Source organism: Mesorhizobium sp. B2-2-4 (assembly GCF_006442375.1).
In the GTDB taxonomy this organism is placed as follows: Bacteria; Pseudomonadota; Alphaproteobacteria; order Rhizobiales; family Rhizobiaceae; genus Mesorhizobium.
In genome coordinates this window covers 247,659-262,873 of sequence record NZ_VFWB01000009.1, presented here as the reverse complement: position 1 = coordinate 262,873, position 15,215 = coordinate 247,659, and the positions used below count along the sequence as shown (strand labels likewise).

Here is a 15,215-nt window from a genome sequence, read left to right as displayed (position 1 = left end):
CGCGTCGCCGGCACCCGCCGGGTGGAACTCGAGATCGGCGGCGAACGCCAGCGCGTCGAGATCGAGCTGCCCGTCGATCATCCCGCGGCCCAGAAGAGCCGGGTAGCGTTCCGCCCGGGCCGCTGGAAGCTGTTTTTTTCCGACCAGGCAGGCAGCTCATTCGCGCCGGCGGAACAGAACCCTCGCCAAAACGAGAAGACGCTTCCCCCAGATATCAGGAAGCGGCGTATGGCTGACGCAGGCCCGCTGATTTGAATTGTCCGTATGGAGGTGAGGCGGTTGCGAGCCGCCAGCCCAATGCTGGTTTGCCCAAGCAACCTCGGTTCGATCTAGCGACATGCAAAACAAGACCTAAGCGGCTCGCATGAATCCGTTTCGGCGTGCCGCGCTTCAAACAAAACGAGTGAGCTTGTCGCCAGATTGTTCGGCCCGCCACGCATTTGCTCCTGCGCTGGTCAAGGATCGCGCAGCTTCAGCACAGAGGCAAACAGCGCTCGCAGGCACACGGCAAACGCCGGCGGCTTCAGCTTCGGTGACCAGCCTTTCGCTGTGCGCCCGGCAGACATGCGGGACCGATCGGTTCGAAAGTCTTGTAGGTCAGGATGAATTCGCGGTGCCCGAGTTGTTCGGATTTCGTCGCATGGCCATTGGCGACAGCAAGAACCAGATTGAAGATTTCGTCGCCGACATCCGACAAGGTGGCGGCCCCTTCGAGGATACGTCCGGCATCGACGTCCATGTCGCCCGACAGGCGACGGTATGTTTCGGGATTGGCGCAGATCTTTATGACCGGTGCGACCGCCGACCCCGAGACCGAACCGCGGCCGGTGACGAAGAGCGTGAGGTGACAACCGGAAGCGATGAGCTCCACGATCTCGGCATTGTCCGAGATGTTGGGGAAGCCAAAACGCACGTCCCCGTCCGGCACGACATCCATCAGGTAGAGTCCGCCGCCAGGGGGAATGTCGCCCGGCTTGATGAGGCCCGAAATCGGCGACGAGCCCGATTTGGCATAGGCACCCATCGATTTCTCCTCGATGGTGGATAGGCCGCCATCGGCATTGCCCGGAGCGAAACTGCCATAGCCTAGCGTCGCGTAGTATTGCGCTGCCTTTGCCACGGAGGCGCGCAGCTCGACGCCGAGTCCAGGCGTCACGGCACGGCTCGCCATGATCTCTTCGCAGCCGATCAGCTCGCCGGTCTCCTCGAAAATACAGGCTGCTCCCGCACGGACCAGCCGATCGAAGGCAAGGCCGGCGGCGGGGTTGCCGGTCATGCCGCTGGTGCCGTCCGACCCGCCGCAGATCGTGCCGACGATAAGTTCACTCGCATCCATTGGCACTCTCGCGACCGCGCCCAGCTCTTGCAGGCGTTGCCCGACCCATTCGATGCCGTCGGAAATCGTCGACAAGGTACCGCCGTTTTCCTGGATCGTCAGCGTGGCCACCGGCCGTCCGCTTGCCTCGACGGTGCGGGCGAGCGAGAATTTGTTGAAGCTTTCGCATCCCAGTGACAGCAGCAGTACCGCGGCGACATTGGGATGCGTACACAGACGCTCCATCATCCGCTGCGCATAGGGATTGGGAAAGCAGCCTGGAAAGCCGATCAGATGCACGTCCCTGCCGCGGAAATGGGAGACAATTTCGCGACCGACATGATGCGCGCACTCTACCAGATAGGCCACGATCACAATGTTGCGGATGCCCTTGCGACCGTCCGGCCTGAGATAGCCGAGGATGGTGGACTGTTCGCCGGTCATGATCCGGTCTCCGCTATTACGTGCGTTTTGGTGTAGTCGCTCTTCAGATTGTGAATATGGACGTGCTCGCCGGGTCCGATCGACCGCGTCGCCGAGCCGATCGGGACGCCGTATTTGATGACCTTCATCCCCGGGGCGATCGGCAGCCGCGCCAGCTTGTGGCCGAGCTCCACGGCCTTGATCAGAATGCGCGACTCGCCGCCGACGATGATGGTCTCACCGGCTTCGATGCGCCGGCAGGCGACCAGCACATTGTCGTGATCGCAGAGCAGGAGCAGACGAGGATCGTCCATCGTCGGCTCACATGACGCCGAAGGTACGGAAGGCTTCGCAGGCGCTCATGCCGTCGCGGATCGCGGTTGCGACCTTGTTCTCTGTGCTGACCTTCTCGATCGCGCGCTCGATCGCTTCCTTTTCCGCCTCGCGCGGGATCACAAGCACGCCCTCGCGGTCGCCGAAGATCAGGTCGCCGGGCGTTACCAGGATGCCTTCGATCTCGATTGGGCAGCCATAGTCGATCACCTTGCCTCGCGGGCCCTGGTCCTGGGCATAGATGCCGCGCGAGAAGACCGAAAAGCCGAGCTTTTCGATTTCCCAGGAGTCGCGGATATAGCCGTTGAGGACGGCGCCGGCAGCCTTCAGCTTCTGGGCCCTGGTGGACATCAGCCCGCCCCACAGCGCGTAGCGGAAGGAGGAGCCGCTGGCGATGTAGACATCGTTCTCCGTCAGGCTGTCCAGCGCTTCCATCATGAGGCCGAACGGTTTGTTCGCGAGCGGACCGTGCGCATCCGGCGAACCGCCGGAAAACACGTCCGCCTCCAGCACCGGCATCGCGCGGCCGATGACTTTCATCTCCGGCTGCAACGGCACGATCCCGGCCGGCAGGAACTGCCGGCGGTGGCCCATTACATCGAGCACGTCGCCGACGACGGCCGTGAAGAGTTCCTTGCGGATGACTTCGAAGATCGCCTTGTCAGTATCGGTCGTCATCTGTTTTCTCCCTCGAAAAACTATGGTGTCAGAAGCCGTGCAGCGCGCCGCCGTCGACCACCAGTATATGGCCGGTCACATAGGCTGAGGCGCGTGAGGCGAGATAGGTCATGGCCCAGCCGATATCGGCGCCCTCGCCGAAACGACCCATGGGAATGCGGCTGTTGATCTTGCGCGCCCTTTCCGGATCGGCTGCGGTGGCCTGGCGTAGAAGCGCGGTGTCGATCCAGCCTGGTGCCACACCGTTGACGCGTATCCCGCTGGGCGCAAGTTCGGTCGCGAGCGCCCTCACCATGCCGACATAGGCGGCTTTCGCCGCCGAATAGCCGATCACGTTGGGAATGCCGAGGAAAGAGCTCATCGAGGCGGTGAAAAGAATGCTGCCCCTTGCTTCCGTCACCTGCGGCAGGAAGGCGCGCGAGAGGGCGAAGGCGCCGCCGACATGGACGTTCAGCACCGAATTGAAAGCCTCGACGCTCATCTCGCCGAGCGGCTTCTTGACCGTGTTGCCGGCATTGTTGACGAGGATCGAGACGCGTCCGGATTTTTTTGCCACCTCGCTGGCGAAACCCGTGGCACCGGCAGTGTCGGTCACGTCGAAGACATGGCTCGTGGCGGAAGGCCCCAGCGTCTCGCAGGCGGCAGCGAGCTTCGCGGCGTTGGTGCCGACGATCGTCACCTTGGCGCCGGCTTCGACGAAACAGGTGGCGATCGCAAGGCCGAGACCGCTTCCGCCGCCGGTCACCAGCGCATGCTGCCCCTCCAGCCCGAAGATATCCTTGATGCTCATGCGTCTTCCTTCGCTTCGATCCGGACGACGATCTTGGTGAAGCCTCCGGGGTTCTTGTCCCAGGCTTGCATGGCCGCACCGGCTTCCTCGATTGGCACGACGCGTGAGACGATGCGGTCGCCGGCGTCCCGATGTTGCTTCAGATAGCCGATAACATCGTGGAAATCGGCGATCTCGGAGCCGCGCGACCCGCGGATATCCATCTCCTTGAGCAGGAAGAACTTGGTGTCGTAAGCGATCTTGTTCTTGGCGTAGCCGACATAGACGACCCGGCCGCAGGACGCCACGAGATCGATCGCCTGCCGAAAGGTCGCATCCGCGCCGACCGCCTCGATGACGACCTGCGGACCGTCCCCACTGGTCAGTTCCAGGACATGCGCCAGGACATCTTCGCGCGACGCATCGATGGTGTCAGTGGCGCCGAGCACCTTGGCAACGGCGAGTTTGTCGGCGCTAAGGTCCACTGCGATCACGCGTGAGCCCCGCCTGACAGCGCCGAGCAAGGCGCCGAGCCCAATGACGCCGCAGCCAAGGATGACGACGGTTTCTCCAGCCGAAAGCTCGGAGCGGCGGACGGCATGGAAGCCGACGGCAAGCGGCTCGATCAGCGCGAGGTCCCGCTGGCGCATGCCCTCGACCGGAATGACCTTGCCCGCGGGAACGACGACGATCGAGGCCATCGCGCCCTCGCGCTGGACGCCCATCGTCCGGTTGTCCTTGCAGGCGTTCGGCCTGCCAAGGCGGCACGCATGGCACCTGCCGCAATTGAAATAGGGAAGAATAGTCACGGACTGGCCGACCGCAAGCGCGCTGACGCCGTCGCCGAGCGCCGAGATGGTGCCGGAGATTTCATGGCCCAGGACGCGCGGGTAGGAGATCAGCGGATTGAGGCCGCGAAACGACGTCAGGTCGGAACCGCAATACCCCACATACTCCATCCGCACCGCGACTTCGCCCGGGCCCGGTTTTGGTTCGGGCAATTCGACCAGCGAGATCTTGCCGGGTTCCTCGAGGCAGACAGCTTTCATCATGGCGCTCAGGCCTCACAGATCGTGCTGTTGTCGATGGCATCCCAGTCGATCTCGACCCCGAGGCCGGGGGCTGACGGCGGCGCGGCGTAGCCGTCCTTGATCGGCAGCGGCTGCTTGAGGCCGAAGGCGAAGTTCTCCATTGGATAGAGCACTTCGAAGAAGTCGCAGTTCTTGATCGCCGCGGCGCAATGCAGGTTGACGATCTCCATCGGGTGGAAGATGGCGGTATGGATCTCGCAATTGACGCCGAAGGCTTCGGCGAGGCGGGCCGTCTTCATGACGCCCGTGACGCCGCCCGTCCAGGAAACGTCTGCCCGGACGCGATCGACGACACGCGTCGAGATGCATTCGGCGATGCTGTAAGGGTGCTTCGCAAGGACTTCCGTCCCGACGAGCGGGATTTCGAGGGTGCGGGCGAGCTCCCGCAGCGAATGCACGTCCTCGTCGTATAAAGGCTCTTCCAGCCAGTAGAAGTCGAGCCTTTCCAGCTCGCGGCCGAAGCGGATCGACTGCTCGAGATTGAACATCGAGACCGGATCCGACATCAGCGTGAAATCCGGCCCGACGGCGGCGCGGACCTGGCGATGGACGTCGATATCGTAGTCGAGATCGAGACCGGGTGTATGGAGCTTGTAGGCCCGCAACCCTTCGGCCCTGGCGCGCAGCGCCTCTTTCACATAGTCCTGCGGCCCCGACAGGATCATCGAGCTGCCATAGACCGGCACGCGTTCGCGGAAGGCGCCGAGATATTTGTAGAGAGGCTGCCCGGCGGCGGTGGCCGACAGCAGCCAGAGGCAGGTGTCGAATGGTCCGTAGGCATAGATCGGCAAGTGGCCCCACCAGCGGTCGGCCACCCGGAAATCGTGCCATGCCTTTTCCCGGTCGAGCGGGTCACGGCCGATGAAGAACGGACGCAGCGTGTCGGCAATCAGCCTGCCGGCGCCCGCCGCCGAACGACCGGCGAACCCGAAGGCGGTTGCCTCGAGCCCGGTATCCGTCATCATGGTGACGGTGAGAAATTCGAACTTCGCGAAATCCCCGGTTCGAAACGCGCTGGCGGCAAAATCGCCTGGTTTGCGCTGGCAGCAGCGCACCTTCACATCCGTGATTTTCATGGAAAAACCTTCGATAAACCGATCGCAGCGGCATGTGTGGATCCGGGGGAGTCCCGGATCCAGTCATTCTCAGAAGCGGGGCAGGTCGACTTCGACACCCATCCATTTTTTCTGCAGGGCCTGCAGCTCACCTGTCGACTGAAGCATGAAGAGCTCCGTGTTCAGCCAGTGCAGGAAGTCCGGGTCGTTGCGGCGCAGGCCTATGCCCATCGGCGCCTGCGCCACAACGAACTGCTTCTTGAGGTTAGGATCGTGCTCCTCGACGGCGCGGGCAAGCGCGCCGCTGGTCACGATGCCTTCGACCTGGCCTGCGAACAGCGCCTGGGATGTCGACGCGTCATCGTCATAGCGCTGGATCTGTGCGCCTTCGACGGCCTTTTTGGTCATGACGATGTCGTTCGTGCTGGCCCGCGTCACGCCGATCTTCCTGCCCGCCAGATCCTCGATCTTGGTGATCGGCTGGTCGGCGGGACCGACATAGACCTGCTGGTCGACATAGTACGTGTTGGTGAACGCGATGGCCTTGGCGCGCTCGGCGGTGATCGAGAACGAATAGATCACGATGTCGAGCTTGCCCGAAGTCAGGTTCGGGATGCGGTTGGCTGCCGTCGTGTCGACGATGTTGACCTTGACGCCGAGATCGCGGGCGATTGCCTTTGCCACGGACACGTCATAGCCGTCGGGCTGCATGCTGCTGTCCATCAGGCCATAAGGCGGCGTTCCAAGGCCGACGCCGACATTGATAGTGCCGCGCTGCACGATGGCGTCCAGCGTGCTCTCGGCCTTTGCGGGCAATATCATCGCCAGCATCGCGGCGACCCCGACAGCAAGTCTCTTCAATAGCATGATACTTTCCTCCCTGGTGTGATGAACCGGATCTTCAGTTGGCTGCCTGCTGCAGGCGGCGCTCCAGGCGGCGGCTGGCATGGGACAGTATGGAGCAGATGCCGAAGTAGATGGCCGCGACCGTCAGATAGACGGGCAGCGGCTGGAACGTGGCGCTGGAGACGATCTGTCCTGCTCTCGTCAGTTCGATAAAGCCGACGACCGAAGCAAGCGCGGTGTTCTTGACGACCTGAACGGAGAAGCCGACCGTCGGAGGAATGGCGACGCGAAGCGCCTGCGGGATGATGACGTCGGTCATCGTGTGCCGCCAGCCAAGCGCCAGCACGAACGACGCTTCCCATTGCCCCTTGTTGATCGACTGGATCGACCCGCGCCAGATCTCGCCGAGGAACGCGCTGCTGTAGAGCGTAAATCCAAGGCCGGCCGCGTAGATCGCCGGAAGGTCATAGCCGAGATTGGCGACGCCGAAATAGGCGATGAAGAGAATGACGAGCAGGGGCGTTCCCTGGATGACATAGATATAGGCCTGTGCGATCCAGCGCATCCAGGCGAAGCGGGAGAGGCGCATGAGGGCGACAATCGATCCGCCGATGGCGCCGCCTGCAAGCGCAATTCCCGAGAGGACGACCGTCCACGTCGCACATTGCAGCAGAAACCCGACATGATGGAGATTGAATGTCTGGAACATCGTCATCGCCCTGCAAAGCGGAAGGAGAAGAGGGCACGGTCAATCAGTGCGAAGACGCCTTTGAATGCAGCCGTCAGGACAAGGTAGATGGCCGCGACCACGAGATAGGCTTCCAGGCTTCGGAAGGTCAGGCCCTGCACATCATTGGCGACGCCGGTCAGTTCCGGGACGGAGATGACCGAAACGACGCTGGAGGCCAGCATGATCAGGATGAACTGGCTGGTCAGTGCCGGAAAGATCGCTGAAATCGCCGGCAGCAGAACGACATAGCGGAAGGTGAGATACGGTGACATGCCAAGCGTGTGCGCCGCCTCCCGCTGTCCCTTGCCGATCGTCTGGATGCCGGCACGGACGATCTCGGTGATATAGGCGCCCGCGTAGAGCGTCAGGGAGAGGATGGCCGCCGTCACTTCGGAAATGCGAATGCCGACCGAGGGCAGGCCGAAATAGACGATGTAGATCTGCACCAGAAACGGCGTGTTTCGGATGATTTCCACATAGGCGGCCGCGATTGAGGAGAGGACTTTCGAGCTCGAAAGTCTCATCAGGGCGCCGACGATGCCGACGCACATGCCCAGAACCAGCGCGGCGGCCGACAGGCCGACAGTCAGCATGGCGGCGTGCACGAACAGGTCGCCGCGCGCGAATGTCCCGGAAAAATCTAGGTACCCCACACTCGTCCCCGGTCTTCAAACAAGGTTCGGTTCGATCGCTCGCGCAAGGACTTTTACCTGGCGCAAGGTGTTCTGCCGGCTTCTCTCGAGATGTCGCTGAAGCGCCGCGAGGATCTGGCTCTTCTTGCCGGCGACGATGGCATCGAGAATATCCTGGTGCTCCTCGACCGAGCGGCTGTAATCGCCTGGAATCGAGACGAAGACCGTATGCGTCTGGCCGACAATGCGGGAGTGGACCTCGGAGATCATCGGTATCCCCGCGGCGCCGACGAGCGAACTGTGGAAGGCCCGGTCATGGGAGAGCGCCTTCGCCAGATCGTCGAGCGACGACCCTTTGGCGAAGCGCCTGTGGTTTTCGAGGCTGTCCTGGAGCTTCGCCCGCAGCGCCTCATCGAGCCGTCCTGCGTCGAAGGCTGCTTCCACGGCCCCTTTCTCGAGCAGTGTCCTGGCCGCGTATAATTCCTCGACGGCTTCCTCGTTGAAGCTGCGGACCACCATGCCGCGCCGCGAGGAATTGACGAGAAGCCCGTCCGCCTCCAGCCGCAGGCAGGCTTCCTTGACAGGCGTGGGACTGATGCCCAGTTCCGCCGCCAATTCGTTTGGCAACAGGCGCTGCCCGCCTGCCAGCCTGCCGCCGACGATCCGGGACCGCAGCTCCTGGTAGGCCTGCTCGGCCAATGTTGTCTTGATCATGCTCATGGCCCAAGCATCGGTCAGGTTCCGGTTCGGCGCAACAGAAAAATTAAAAATAGAAAATTTTTTATTTTCCGATTTCGATCTTTCGGGTTACAAGCCAACTTCGCAACAAGGAGGAGTTCATGGACGCCAACGGCAGCGCCTTTGTGAAACTGCGCGATGCGGTGAAGATGTTCGGCGGGTTTCAGGCGCTCGATCACGTCAGCCTTGAGGTGGCGAAGGGCGAAAAGATTGTCGTCTGCGGGCCGTCGGGCTCAGGCAAGTCGACCTTGATCCGCTGCATCAACGGCTTGGAAGACCTGCAGCAAGGCTCGGTGGAAATCGACGGCAAACCGCTGGTCGAGAAGTCCCACGGACGTATGGTTCCGCGCCGGGACATCGGCATGGTGTTCCAGCAGTTCAACCTCTTCCCGCATCTCAAGGTGATCGAGAACTGTACGCTGGCGCCGATCCGCGTGCTCGGAAAATCGCGCAGGGACGCTTCGGAGAGAGCGCTGGAGATGTTGCACAAGGTTCGGATCGCCGATCAGGCGGACAAGTATCCGTCCCAGCTTTCCGGCGGCCAGCAGCAGCGCGTCGCGATCGCCCGCGCGCTCTGCATGCAGCCCAAGATCATGCTCTTCGATGAACCGACCTCGGCTCTCGATCCGGAAATGGTCAAGGAAGTGCTCGACACCATGGTCTCGCTGGCCTCCGAAGGCATGACGATGATCTGCGTGACGCACGAAATGGGCTTCGCCAGCCAGGTGGCCGACCGGGTCGTCTTCATGGACAAGGGCCGGATACTCGAGGAGGCCACGCCGAAGGAGTTCTTCGCAGCCCCGAAGCATCAGCGTGCACGCGAATTCCTCTCGCAGCTCCTTCATTGACAAATTCATATCCCCCAAGGGTCATAGATGAAAATCGCCTCCGTCCGCCCGTTCATTCTCCATCTTCCACTCACGTCGGACTCCATTTCGGACTCGACCCACAGCATCACCCATTGGGGTGTCGTGGGTACGAAGATCGTCACCACGGATGGGCTGGAAGGTTATGGCTTCACCGGCACGCATGCCCATCTGGCCGCCGACCGGCTGATAACGTCCTGCATCGGTGAGTGTTACGCGCCGCTTCTGGTAGGCGAAGACGCCTCGGATCATCAGCGTCTATGGACCAGGCTTGCGCGCCATCCTTCACTTCAATGGGTCGGTCGGGCCGGCATCACGCATCTGGCGCTGGCCGCAATCGATATCGCGCTGTGGGATCTGAAGGCGAAACGGGCGGGCCTGCCGCTGTGGAGTTATCTCGGCGGCGCGCGCACCGATGCCCTGGAGGCCTACAATACCGATATCGGCTGGATTTCGTTCGACCTGGACACGTTGCTGCGCGGCTCCGCGAAAGCCGTCGAGGAGGATGGATTCACACGCATCAAGATCAAGGTCGGCCATGACGACCCAAATATCGACGTCGAGCGCCTGGCGGCTGTGCGCAAACGTGTCGGATCAAGGATCCGGATCGCAATCGACGGCAACGGCAAGTGGGATCTTCCGACCTGCCAGCGGTTCTGCGCGCTGGCGCGCGACCTAGATATCTACTGGTTCGAGGAGCCGCTCTGGTATGACGATGTCGCCAGCCACGCGACGCTCGCGCGCAATACATCGATCCCGATCGCGCTCGGCGAGCAGCTCTACACGATCGACGCGTTCCGCTCCTTCGTCGATGCAGGAGCCGTCGCCTACGTCCAGCCGGACGTCACGCGGCTCGGAGGAATAACCGAATACATCCAGGTCGCGGACCTGGCACTGGCGCATCGGCTTCCCGTCGTTCCGCATGCAGGGGAGATGAGCCAGGTGCATGTGCATCTGAGCTACTGGCATCCTGCATCGACGATCCTCGAATACATCCCCTGGATCAAGGATCACTTCGAGGAGCCGATCCGCGTCGAAGGCGGCATCTACAAACGGCCCGAACGGGCCGGTGCGAGCACGACTGTCCTGGCCGAAAGCTTTGCCCGCTACGGCAAAAGCCTGGGCTAGGGCATTCCAGGAAAATCGCCCGCGGCATCGGGGCGGCGCTATTCCTTCACCGCGCCGGTCATCGAGGAGACATAGTGCTCGACGAAGAACGAATAAAGCACGACGACCGGCAGGGATCCGATCAGCGCGCCCGCCATCAGGGCACCCCACTCATAGACGTCGGAGCGGACGAGTTCGGTGAGCACCCCGACCGGCACGGTCTTGTTTTCGGACGACTGGATGAACGTCAAGGCATAGATGAACTCGTTCCATGACAGGGTGAATGCGAATATGCCCGCCGAGATCAGGCCTGGCACCGACAGGGGCAGCACGATCTTGCTCAGGATCTGCCAGCGGCTTGCCCCGTCTATGAGCGCACATTCTTCCAGTTCGAACGGGATGGAGCGGAAGTAACCCATCAGCAGCCAGGTGCAGAAGGGGATCAGGAAGGTCGGGTAGGTGAGGATGAGCGCGAAGGGTGTGTCGTAAAGCCCGAGGTTGAACACCATCACCGACAAGGGGATGAACAGTATCGAGGGCGGCACGAGATAGGCGAGGAACACCGCGAGGCCGACCTGCCGTGCCCCGGAGAACCGCAGCCGCTCGATCGCATAGGCCGCGAAAACCGACGCCACCAGCGACAGGAAAGTGGCGGCGGTCGAAATGATGATCGTGTTGAGCAGCCAGCCCGGATAGGACGTCTCGAAGAGAAGATAGCGGATGTGCTCCAATGTCGGATGCACGACCCAGAGCGGGTTGAAATTGGCATAGTCGGTCATTTCGACATTGGGCTTAACCGCTGTGATCGTCATCCAGTAGAACGGGAACAAGAGCACGATGACGAACACGAGCAGGGGGAGATAGACCGTCACCACACGGCGCGGCACGCTCTGCAAATAGCCCATGCCGCCTTCGTCGAGCTGCGGCTGTTTTGTCTTCCTGGTGGCAGCCATGTCAGTCTCCGCCCCCCTGCTGCCATTTGCGGCGCTGCAAGCCGAAATAACTGAACAGGATCGCGGCAAGGAGGAATGGGATCATGGCGACCGCGATCGCGGCGCCCTCGCCGAGCTGGCCGCCCGAAATGCCGCGCTGGAACGACAGCGTCGCCATCAGATGGGTGGCATTTACCGGTCCGCCGCGGGTCAGCACATAGATCAGCTGGAAATCCGTGAAGGTGAACAGCACCGAGAACGTCATCGTGATCGCGATGATGGGGGTGAGCAGCGGCAGCGTCACATGGCGAAACAATTGCCAGCGGCTGGCGCCGTCGAGCGTGGCGGCCTCGTAAAGCGATTGGGGGATTGTCTGCAAGCCGGCAAGCAGCGTGATGGCTACGAAAGGGATGCCGCGCCAGACATTGGCCGCGATCACCGAAGCACGCGCGTTCTCCGGATCGCCGAGGAAATTGATGCGATGGTCGATCAGGCCCATCTGCTGGAGTGCCCAGGACAGGATCGAGAACTGCGAATCGTAAATCCACCAGAAGGCGATGGCCGACAGCACCGTCGGCACCACCCACGGCAACAGGACAATCGCGCGGAAGAACGATTTGAAGGGAAGGTTCTGGTTGAGGATGAGCGCCAGCCAGAGGCCGAGCGCGAATTTCAGGATCGAGGCGCTGACGGTGTAGAGCAGGGTGTTGAAGACGGAGAGCCAGAAGACGGCGTCGCTCCACAGATATTCATAGTTCTCGATGCCGATGAAGATGCCGGGACGGCCGATGCGGGCATCGGTGAAGCCGAGCCAGACGCCGAGCCCAAGCGGATAGGTCAGGAAGACAAGCAGCAATGCCGCCGCCGGCAGCATGAAGCCGAAGCCAAGCGCGTTCCTGCTCTCGGCCAGGCGCGACAGCATCGAGGAACGCGGCTGAGCGGCGACGGACGGCACGGCCATGGGGCGGGCTCCCTGCAAGGGTCTCGTTGATCGGCCTGGCGGCCGCCCTGCGCTTCCGGAGGGTCGGATAGCGCGGGGCAGAGCCGCCAGGCTCAGCTGGCATGGATCAAACGCGATAATACCGGTTTGCGCGCTTCTCCGCCTCTTCCATTGCCTCCTGGGGCGTGGCCTGCCCCGTGACGGCCTTGGCGAACATGTCGACCAGGACATAGTCGGCCATGGTCGCCGCCGAGGCATAGCCGAGCGGCCCGGCATAGCCGTTGGGCCGCAGCGTCGCCGAAGCCTTGGCGTAAGCGGCATTGTTCGGATCGGCTGTCCACACCGGATTGTTGTCGAACGCCTTGAGCGTCTGGCAGCAGTAGCCCGCCGAGGAGGTGATCCAATCTGGCATTTGCGGGTCCTCGAACATGAATTGCAGATAGGCTTTGGCCGCGTTGGGGTAGGGCGTGTAGTCGAAGATGACGGCTGTGGTCACCTGGAACAGTTCGACGGATTTGCCGACAGGACCGATCGGCAGGTTGGTGGTGCGTATGTCCTTGGCCATTTCCGCCAGCTTCGGATCATTGTCCTTGTTGATCTTGGCCGTGTTGTAGGCGGAAATGCCATTGGCGATCACACTGAGTTCGCCGGCCAGGAAGGCGCGATTGTTGTTGACGTCGAGCCAGCTTTCGGTGCCTGGAATAAAAGTCTTGTAGAGTTCCTGCGCGTATTCGATCGCCTTGAGGGTCTCGGGGCTGTTGATCGTCACCTTGCCGCTCTCGTCGACCATCTGGCCGCCATGGCTCCACAGCAGCCAGTGCGCGTAGTTGTTGCCGTCGCCGACACCATGGCCGTGCGTGAAGCCGGCCGGATGCCCCTTCGCCTGCAGGGCCTTGCAAAGTTCGAGGAAGCCTTTCGTATCCTTGGGGAACTCCGAAAAGCCGGCCTCTTTCACCCAGCTTTCCCGATAGACGATGGCATTTCCGATGGTGGCGAGCGGCAGGCCGATGAATTTGCCTTCCCGGGTCGCATATTGCTTTGGTCCGTCGTGCCAGCCGCCATATTTCGACCCCAGATACTCGCCCAGTTCCGTCACGTCGTGCAGCTTGTCGGGATACTGATGCGGGTCGTCGAACCAGACGAACATCAGATCCGGACCTGAACCGACATTGGCGGCGACCGCTGCCTTGGGGCGAATGTCTTCCCAGCTTTCCTTGTCGACACGTACCTCCACGCCCGTCGCTTCGGTGAACCGCTTGGTGTTTTTCAGCCACTGGTCCTCGTCACCCTGCACGAAAGGCGACCAGCGCAGCAGCCTGAGCTTCGCACCGTCCTCCGGCTTGTACTTCAGCCCCTCCTGGGCGAATGCCGGAGAGCCGGCGAAGCGGCTTCCCAAAACGCCGGCAGCAGCGCCGGCCGTCGTGCGGATCACGTCACGTCTGGTGAATTTCATGCTCGTTCCTCCTGTTTGTTTCTCTTGCCCTTTGGTCTCTACAGCTTGCTGCGCGTTTGAAGCCGCTGCCCGGTTTCGCCGTGGAAGAGATGAATGAGGCCGGGTTCGGCGGTGAGCCGGATGGTTTCGCCCGGCGTGAAGGAATGACGTTCCCGGAAGTTGGCCACGATCTCTTCACCGCCGGCTGTCCGGCCGATGAGCTGTACCTCCGACCCGGTCGGCTCGATCACCGCGATGGTGACCGCAATGCCCTGGTCGGACAGCCGCAAATGCTCGGGCCGTATGCCCAGCACCACCGGCTCGCCGCCTTTGACGGACGATGCTGCGTCCAACGGCACGGAAATTCCGCCCGCGCCCCGAAAGGACGGCGACCCGTTCGTCGCGATTTCGCCCCGCAGCAAATTCATGGCGGGCGAGCCGATGAAACTGGCGACGAAGAGATTGTCCGGCCTGTCGTAGAGTTCCAGCGGCGGCCCGATCTGCTCGACGATGCCGTCATGCATGACCACGATCTTGTCTGCCATGGTCATGGCTTCGATCTGGTCATGGGTAACATAGACCGTCGTGGTTTTCAGGCGCTGGTGCAGTTCCTTGATCTCGGCGCGCATCTGCACCCTGAGCTTGGCGTCAAGATTGGACAGCGGCTCGTCGAACAGGAAAACCGCCGGATCGCGCACGATCGCCCGCCCCATGGCAACTCGCTGGCGCTGTCCGCCGGAAAGCTGGCGGGGATAGCGCGCCAACAGCGGCACGAGCCCCAGAATCTCCGCAGCGCGCTGGACGCCGGCGCCGCTCTCAGCCTTCGAAACGCCCTTCAGCATGAGCGAAAACGCCATGTTCTCGGCGACGGTCATATGCGGGTACAGCGCATAGTTCTGGAAGACCATGGCGACGTCGCGTTCCTTCGGCGCAACGTTGTTGACGACACGCTCGCCAATCGCGATCTGGCCCCGCGAAATCTTTTCCAGGCCCGCGATCATCCTGAGCAGGGTTGATTTTCCGCAACCCGACGGCCCGACCAGCGTGACGAATTCGCCGTCGTCGATGTTCACGCTGACGCCGTGCAGAACCTCGACGGTCCCGAATGATTTGTGAACCTCGCTAATCGCGACAGACGCCATCGATCCTCCTCCCGAACGATTCCCGCGACGTCTCTTCGAAGGAACCGCTGACCTCTCCCGGCGACGGCCCTCCAACCTTCATGTGGTCACGCGATACGGAGACGGTAGCGCTACCAAACCTGCCTGTAAAGCAGGCGCTTCGATAAACATCCAGGCTGCATTCCCGGTTGCTCACTGGACTGCCCA

17 protein-coding genes are annotated in these 15,215 nt (G+C 62.1%); 3 read left to right on the top strand and 14 right to left on the bottom strand.

Going from position 1 to position 15,215, the window contains the following annotated elements:
* Positions 1–255 (top strand): TOBE-like domain-containing protein (locus FJ959_RS32405; protein ID WP_224619170.1); only part of this gene is annotated, 255 nt, incomplete at its 5' end.
* 268 nt (positions 256–523) lie between these two features.
* Here FJ959_RS32405 and FJ959_RS23685 read toward each other — a convergent pair.
* The 10 genes from FJ959_RS23685 to FJ959_RS23640 all read right to left on the bottom strand — a co-directional run bounded on the left by FJ959_RS23685 (position 524) and on the right by FJ959_RS23640 (position 8,592).
* Positions 524–1,759, bottom strand: a complete 1,236-nt coding sequence (locus FJ959_RS23685; RefSeq protein WP_140632392.1) for a UxaA family hydrolase — start codon at positions 1,757–1,759, stop codon at positions 524–526.
* Complete coding sequence (locus FJ959_RS23680; RefSeq protein ID WP_140498421.1) at positions 1,756–2,052, bottom strand: UxaA family hydrolase; 297 nt, start codon at positions 2,050–2,052, stop codon at positions 1,756–1,758. The genes FJ959_RS23685 and FJ959_RS23680 overlap by 4 nt, the downstream gene beginning before the upstream one ends.
* Before the next feature lie 7 nt (positions 2,053–2,059).
* Positions 2,060–2,749, bottom strand: coding sequence for an RraA family protein (locus FJ959_RS23675; RefSeq protein ID WP_140498420.1), 690 nt, complete (start codon positions 2,747–2,749; stop codon positions 2,060–2,062).
* 28 nt (positions 2,750–2,777) lie between these two features.
* Positions 2,778–3,539, bottom strand: a complete 762-nt coding sequence (locus FJ959_RS23670; protein WP_140514976.1) for an SDR family oxidoreductase — start codon at positions 3,537–3,539, stop codon at positions 2,778–2,780.
* The gene (locus FJ959_RS23665) at positions 3,536–4,570 is read right to left on the bottom strand and encodes a zinc-binding alcohol dehydrogenase family protein (protein ID WP_140632389.1); all 1,035 of its coding nucleotides are present in this window, start codon (positions 4,568–4,570) and stop codon (positions 3,536–3,538) included. Before FJ959_RS23665 ends, FJ959_RS23670 begins: the two co-directional genes overlap by 4 nt.
* A 5-nt stretch (positions 4,571–4,575) precedes the next feature.
* Positions 4,576–5,685: an enolase C-terminal domain-like protein gene (locus FJ959_RS23660; RefSeq protein ID WP_140514980.1), complete on the bottom strand. Its 1,110-nt coding sequence runs from the start codon at positions 5,683–5,685 to the stop codon at positions 4,576–4,578.
* 69 nt (positions 5,686–5,754) lie between these two features.
* Positions 5,755–6,531 (bottom strand): transporter substrate-binding domain-containing protein, encoded by a 777-nt coding sequence (locus FJ959_RS23655; RefSeq protein ID WP_181165309.1) that lies wholly within the window; start codon positions 6,529–6,531, stop codon positions 5,755–5,757.
* Positions 6,532–6,565: 34 nt separating this feature from the next.
* Positions 6,566–7,219 carry an amino acid ABC transporter permease gene (locus tag FJ959_RS23650; RefSeq protein ID WP_140632386.1) on the bottom strand — a complete coding sequence of 218 codons (654 nt, stop codon included), beginning with the start codon at positions 7,217–7,219 and terminating at the stop codon, positions 6,566–6,568.
* 2 nt (positions 7,220–7,221) lie between these two features.
* On the bottom strand, positions 7,222–7,893 hold the full coding sequence (locus FJ959_RS23645) for an amino acid ABC transporter permease (RefSeq protein WP_140632383.1): 672 nt from the start codon (positions 7,891–7,893) through the stop codon (positions 7,222–7,224).
* Between the two features lie 15 nt (positions 7,894–7,908).
* Complete coding sequence (locus FJ959_RS23640; RefSeq protein WP_140581261.1) at positions 7,909–8,592, bottom strand: GntR family transcriptional regulator; 684 nt, start codon at positions 8,590–8,592, stop codon at positions 7,909–7,911.
* 119 nt (positions 8,593–8,711) lie between these two features.
* Between FJ959_RS23640 and FJ959_RS23635 the strand changes: the two genes are divergently transcribed.
* Together FJ959_RS23635 and FJ959_RS23630 are read left to right on the top strand one after the other, a co-directional pair.
* A complete protein-coding gene (locus FJ959_RS23635) occupies positions 8,712–9,458 on the top strand; it encodes an amino acid ABC transporter ATP-binding protein (protein WP_140632381.1) in 747 nt (248 codons plus the stop codon).
* 27 nt (positions 9,459–9,485) lie between these two features.
* A complete protein-coding gene (locus tag FJ959_RS23630) occupies positions 9,486–10,604 on the top strand; it encodes a mandelate racemase/muconate lactonizing enzyme family protein (RefSeq protein WP_140632378.1) in 1,119 nt (372 codons plus the stop codon).
* Between the two features lie 38 nt (positions 10,605–10,642).
* Here the strand turns inward: FJ959_RS23630 and FJ959_RS23625 are convergent, their stop codons facing one another.
* The 4 genes from FJ959_RS23625 to ugpC form a co-directional block, all read right to left on the bottom strand.
* Positions 10,643–11,536 carry a carbohydrate ABC transporter permease gene (locus FJ959_RS23625; protein WP_140498410.1) on the bottom strand — a complete coding sequence of 298 codons (894 nt, stop codon included), beginning with the start codon at positions 11,534–11,536 and terminating at the stop codon, positions 10,643–10,645.
* Position 11,537: 1 nt separating this feature from the next.
* Positions 11,538–12,476 carry a sugar ABC transporter permease gene (locus FJ959_RS23620; protein WP_140498409.1) on the bottom strand — a complete coding sequence of 313 codons (939 nt, stop codon included), beginning with the start codon at positions 12,474–12,476 and terminating at the stop codon, positions 11,538–11,540.
* A 106-nt stretch (positions 12,477–12,582) separates the two neighbouring features.
* Positions 12,583–13,908: an ABC transporter substrate-binding protein gene (locus tag FJ959_RS23615; RefSeq protein WP_140498408.1), complete on the bottom strand. Its 1,326-nt coding sequence runs from the start codon at positions 13,906–13,908 to the stop codon at positions 12,583–12,585.
* 38 nt (positions 13,909–13,946) lie between these two features.
* A complete protein-coding gene (ugpC, locus tag FJ959_RS23610; protein ID WP_140632375.1) occupies positions 13,947–15,029 on the bottom strand; it encodes a sn-glycerol-3-phosphate ABC transporter ATP-binding protein UgpC in 1,083 nt (360 codons plus the stop codon).
* Positions 15,030–15,215 lie beyond the last annotated feature (186 nt).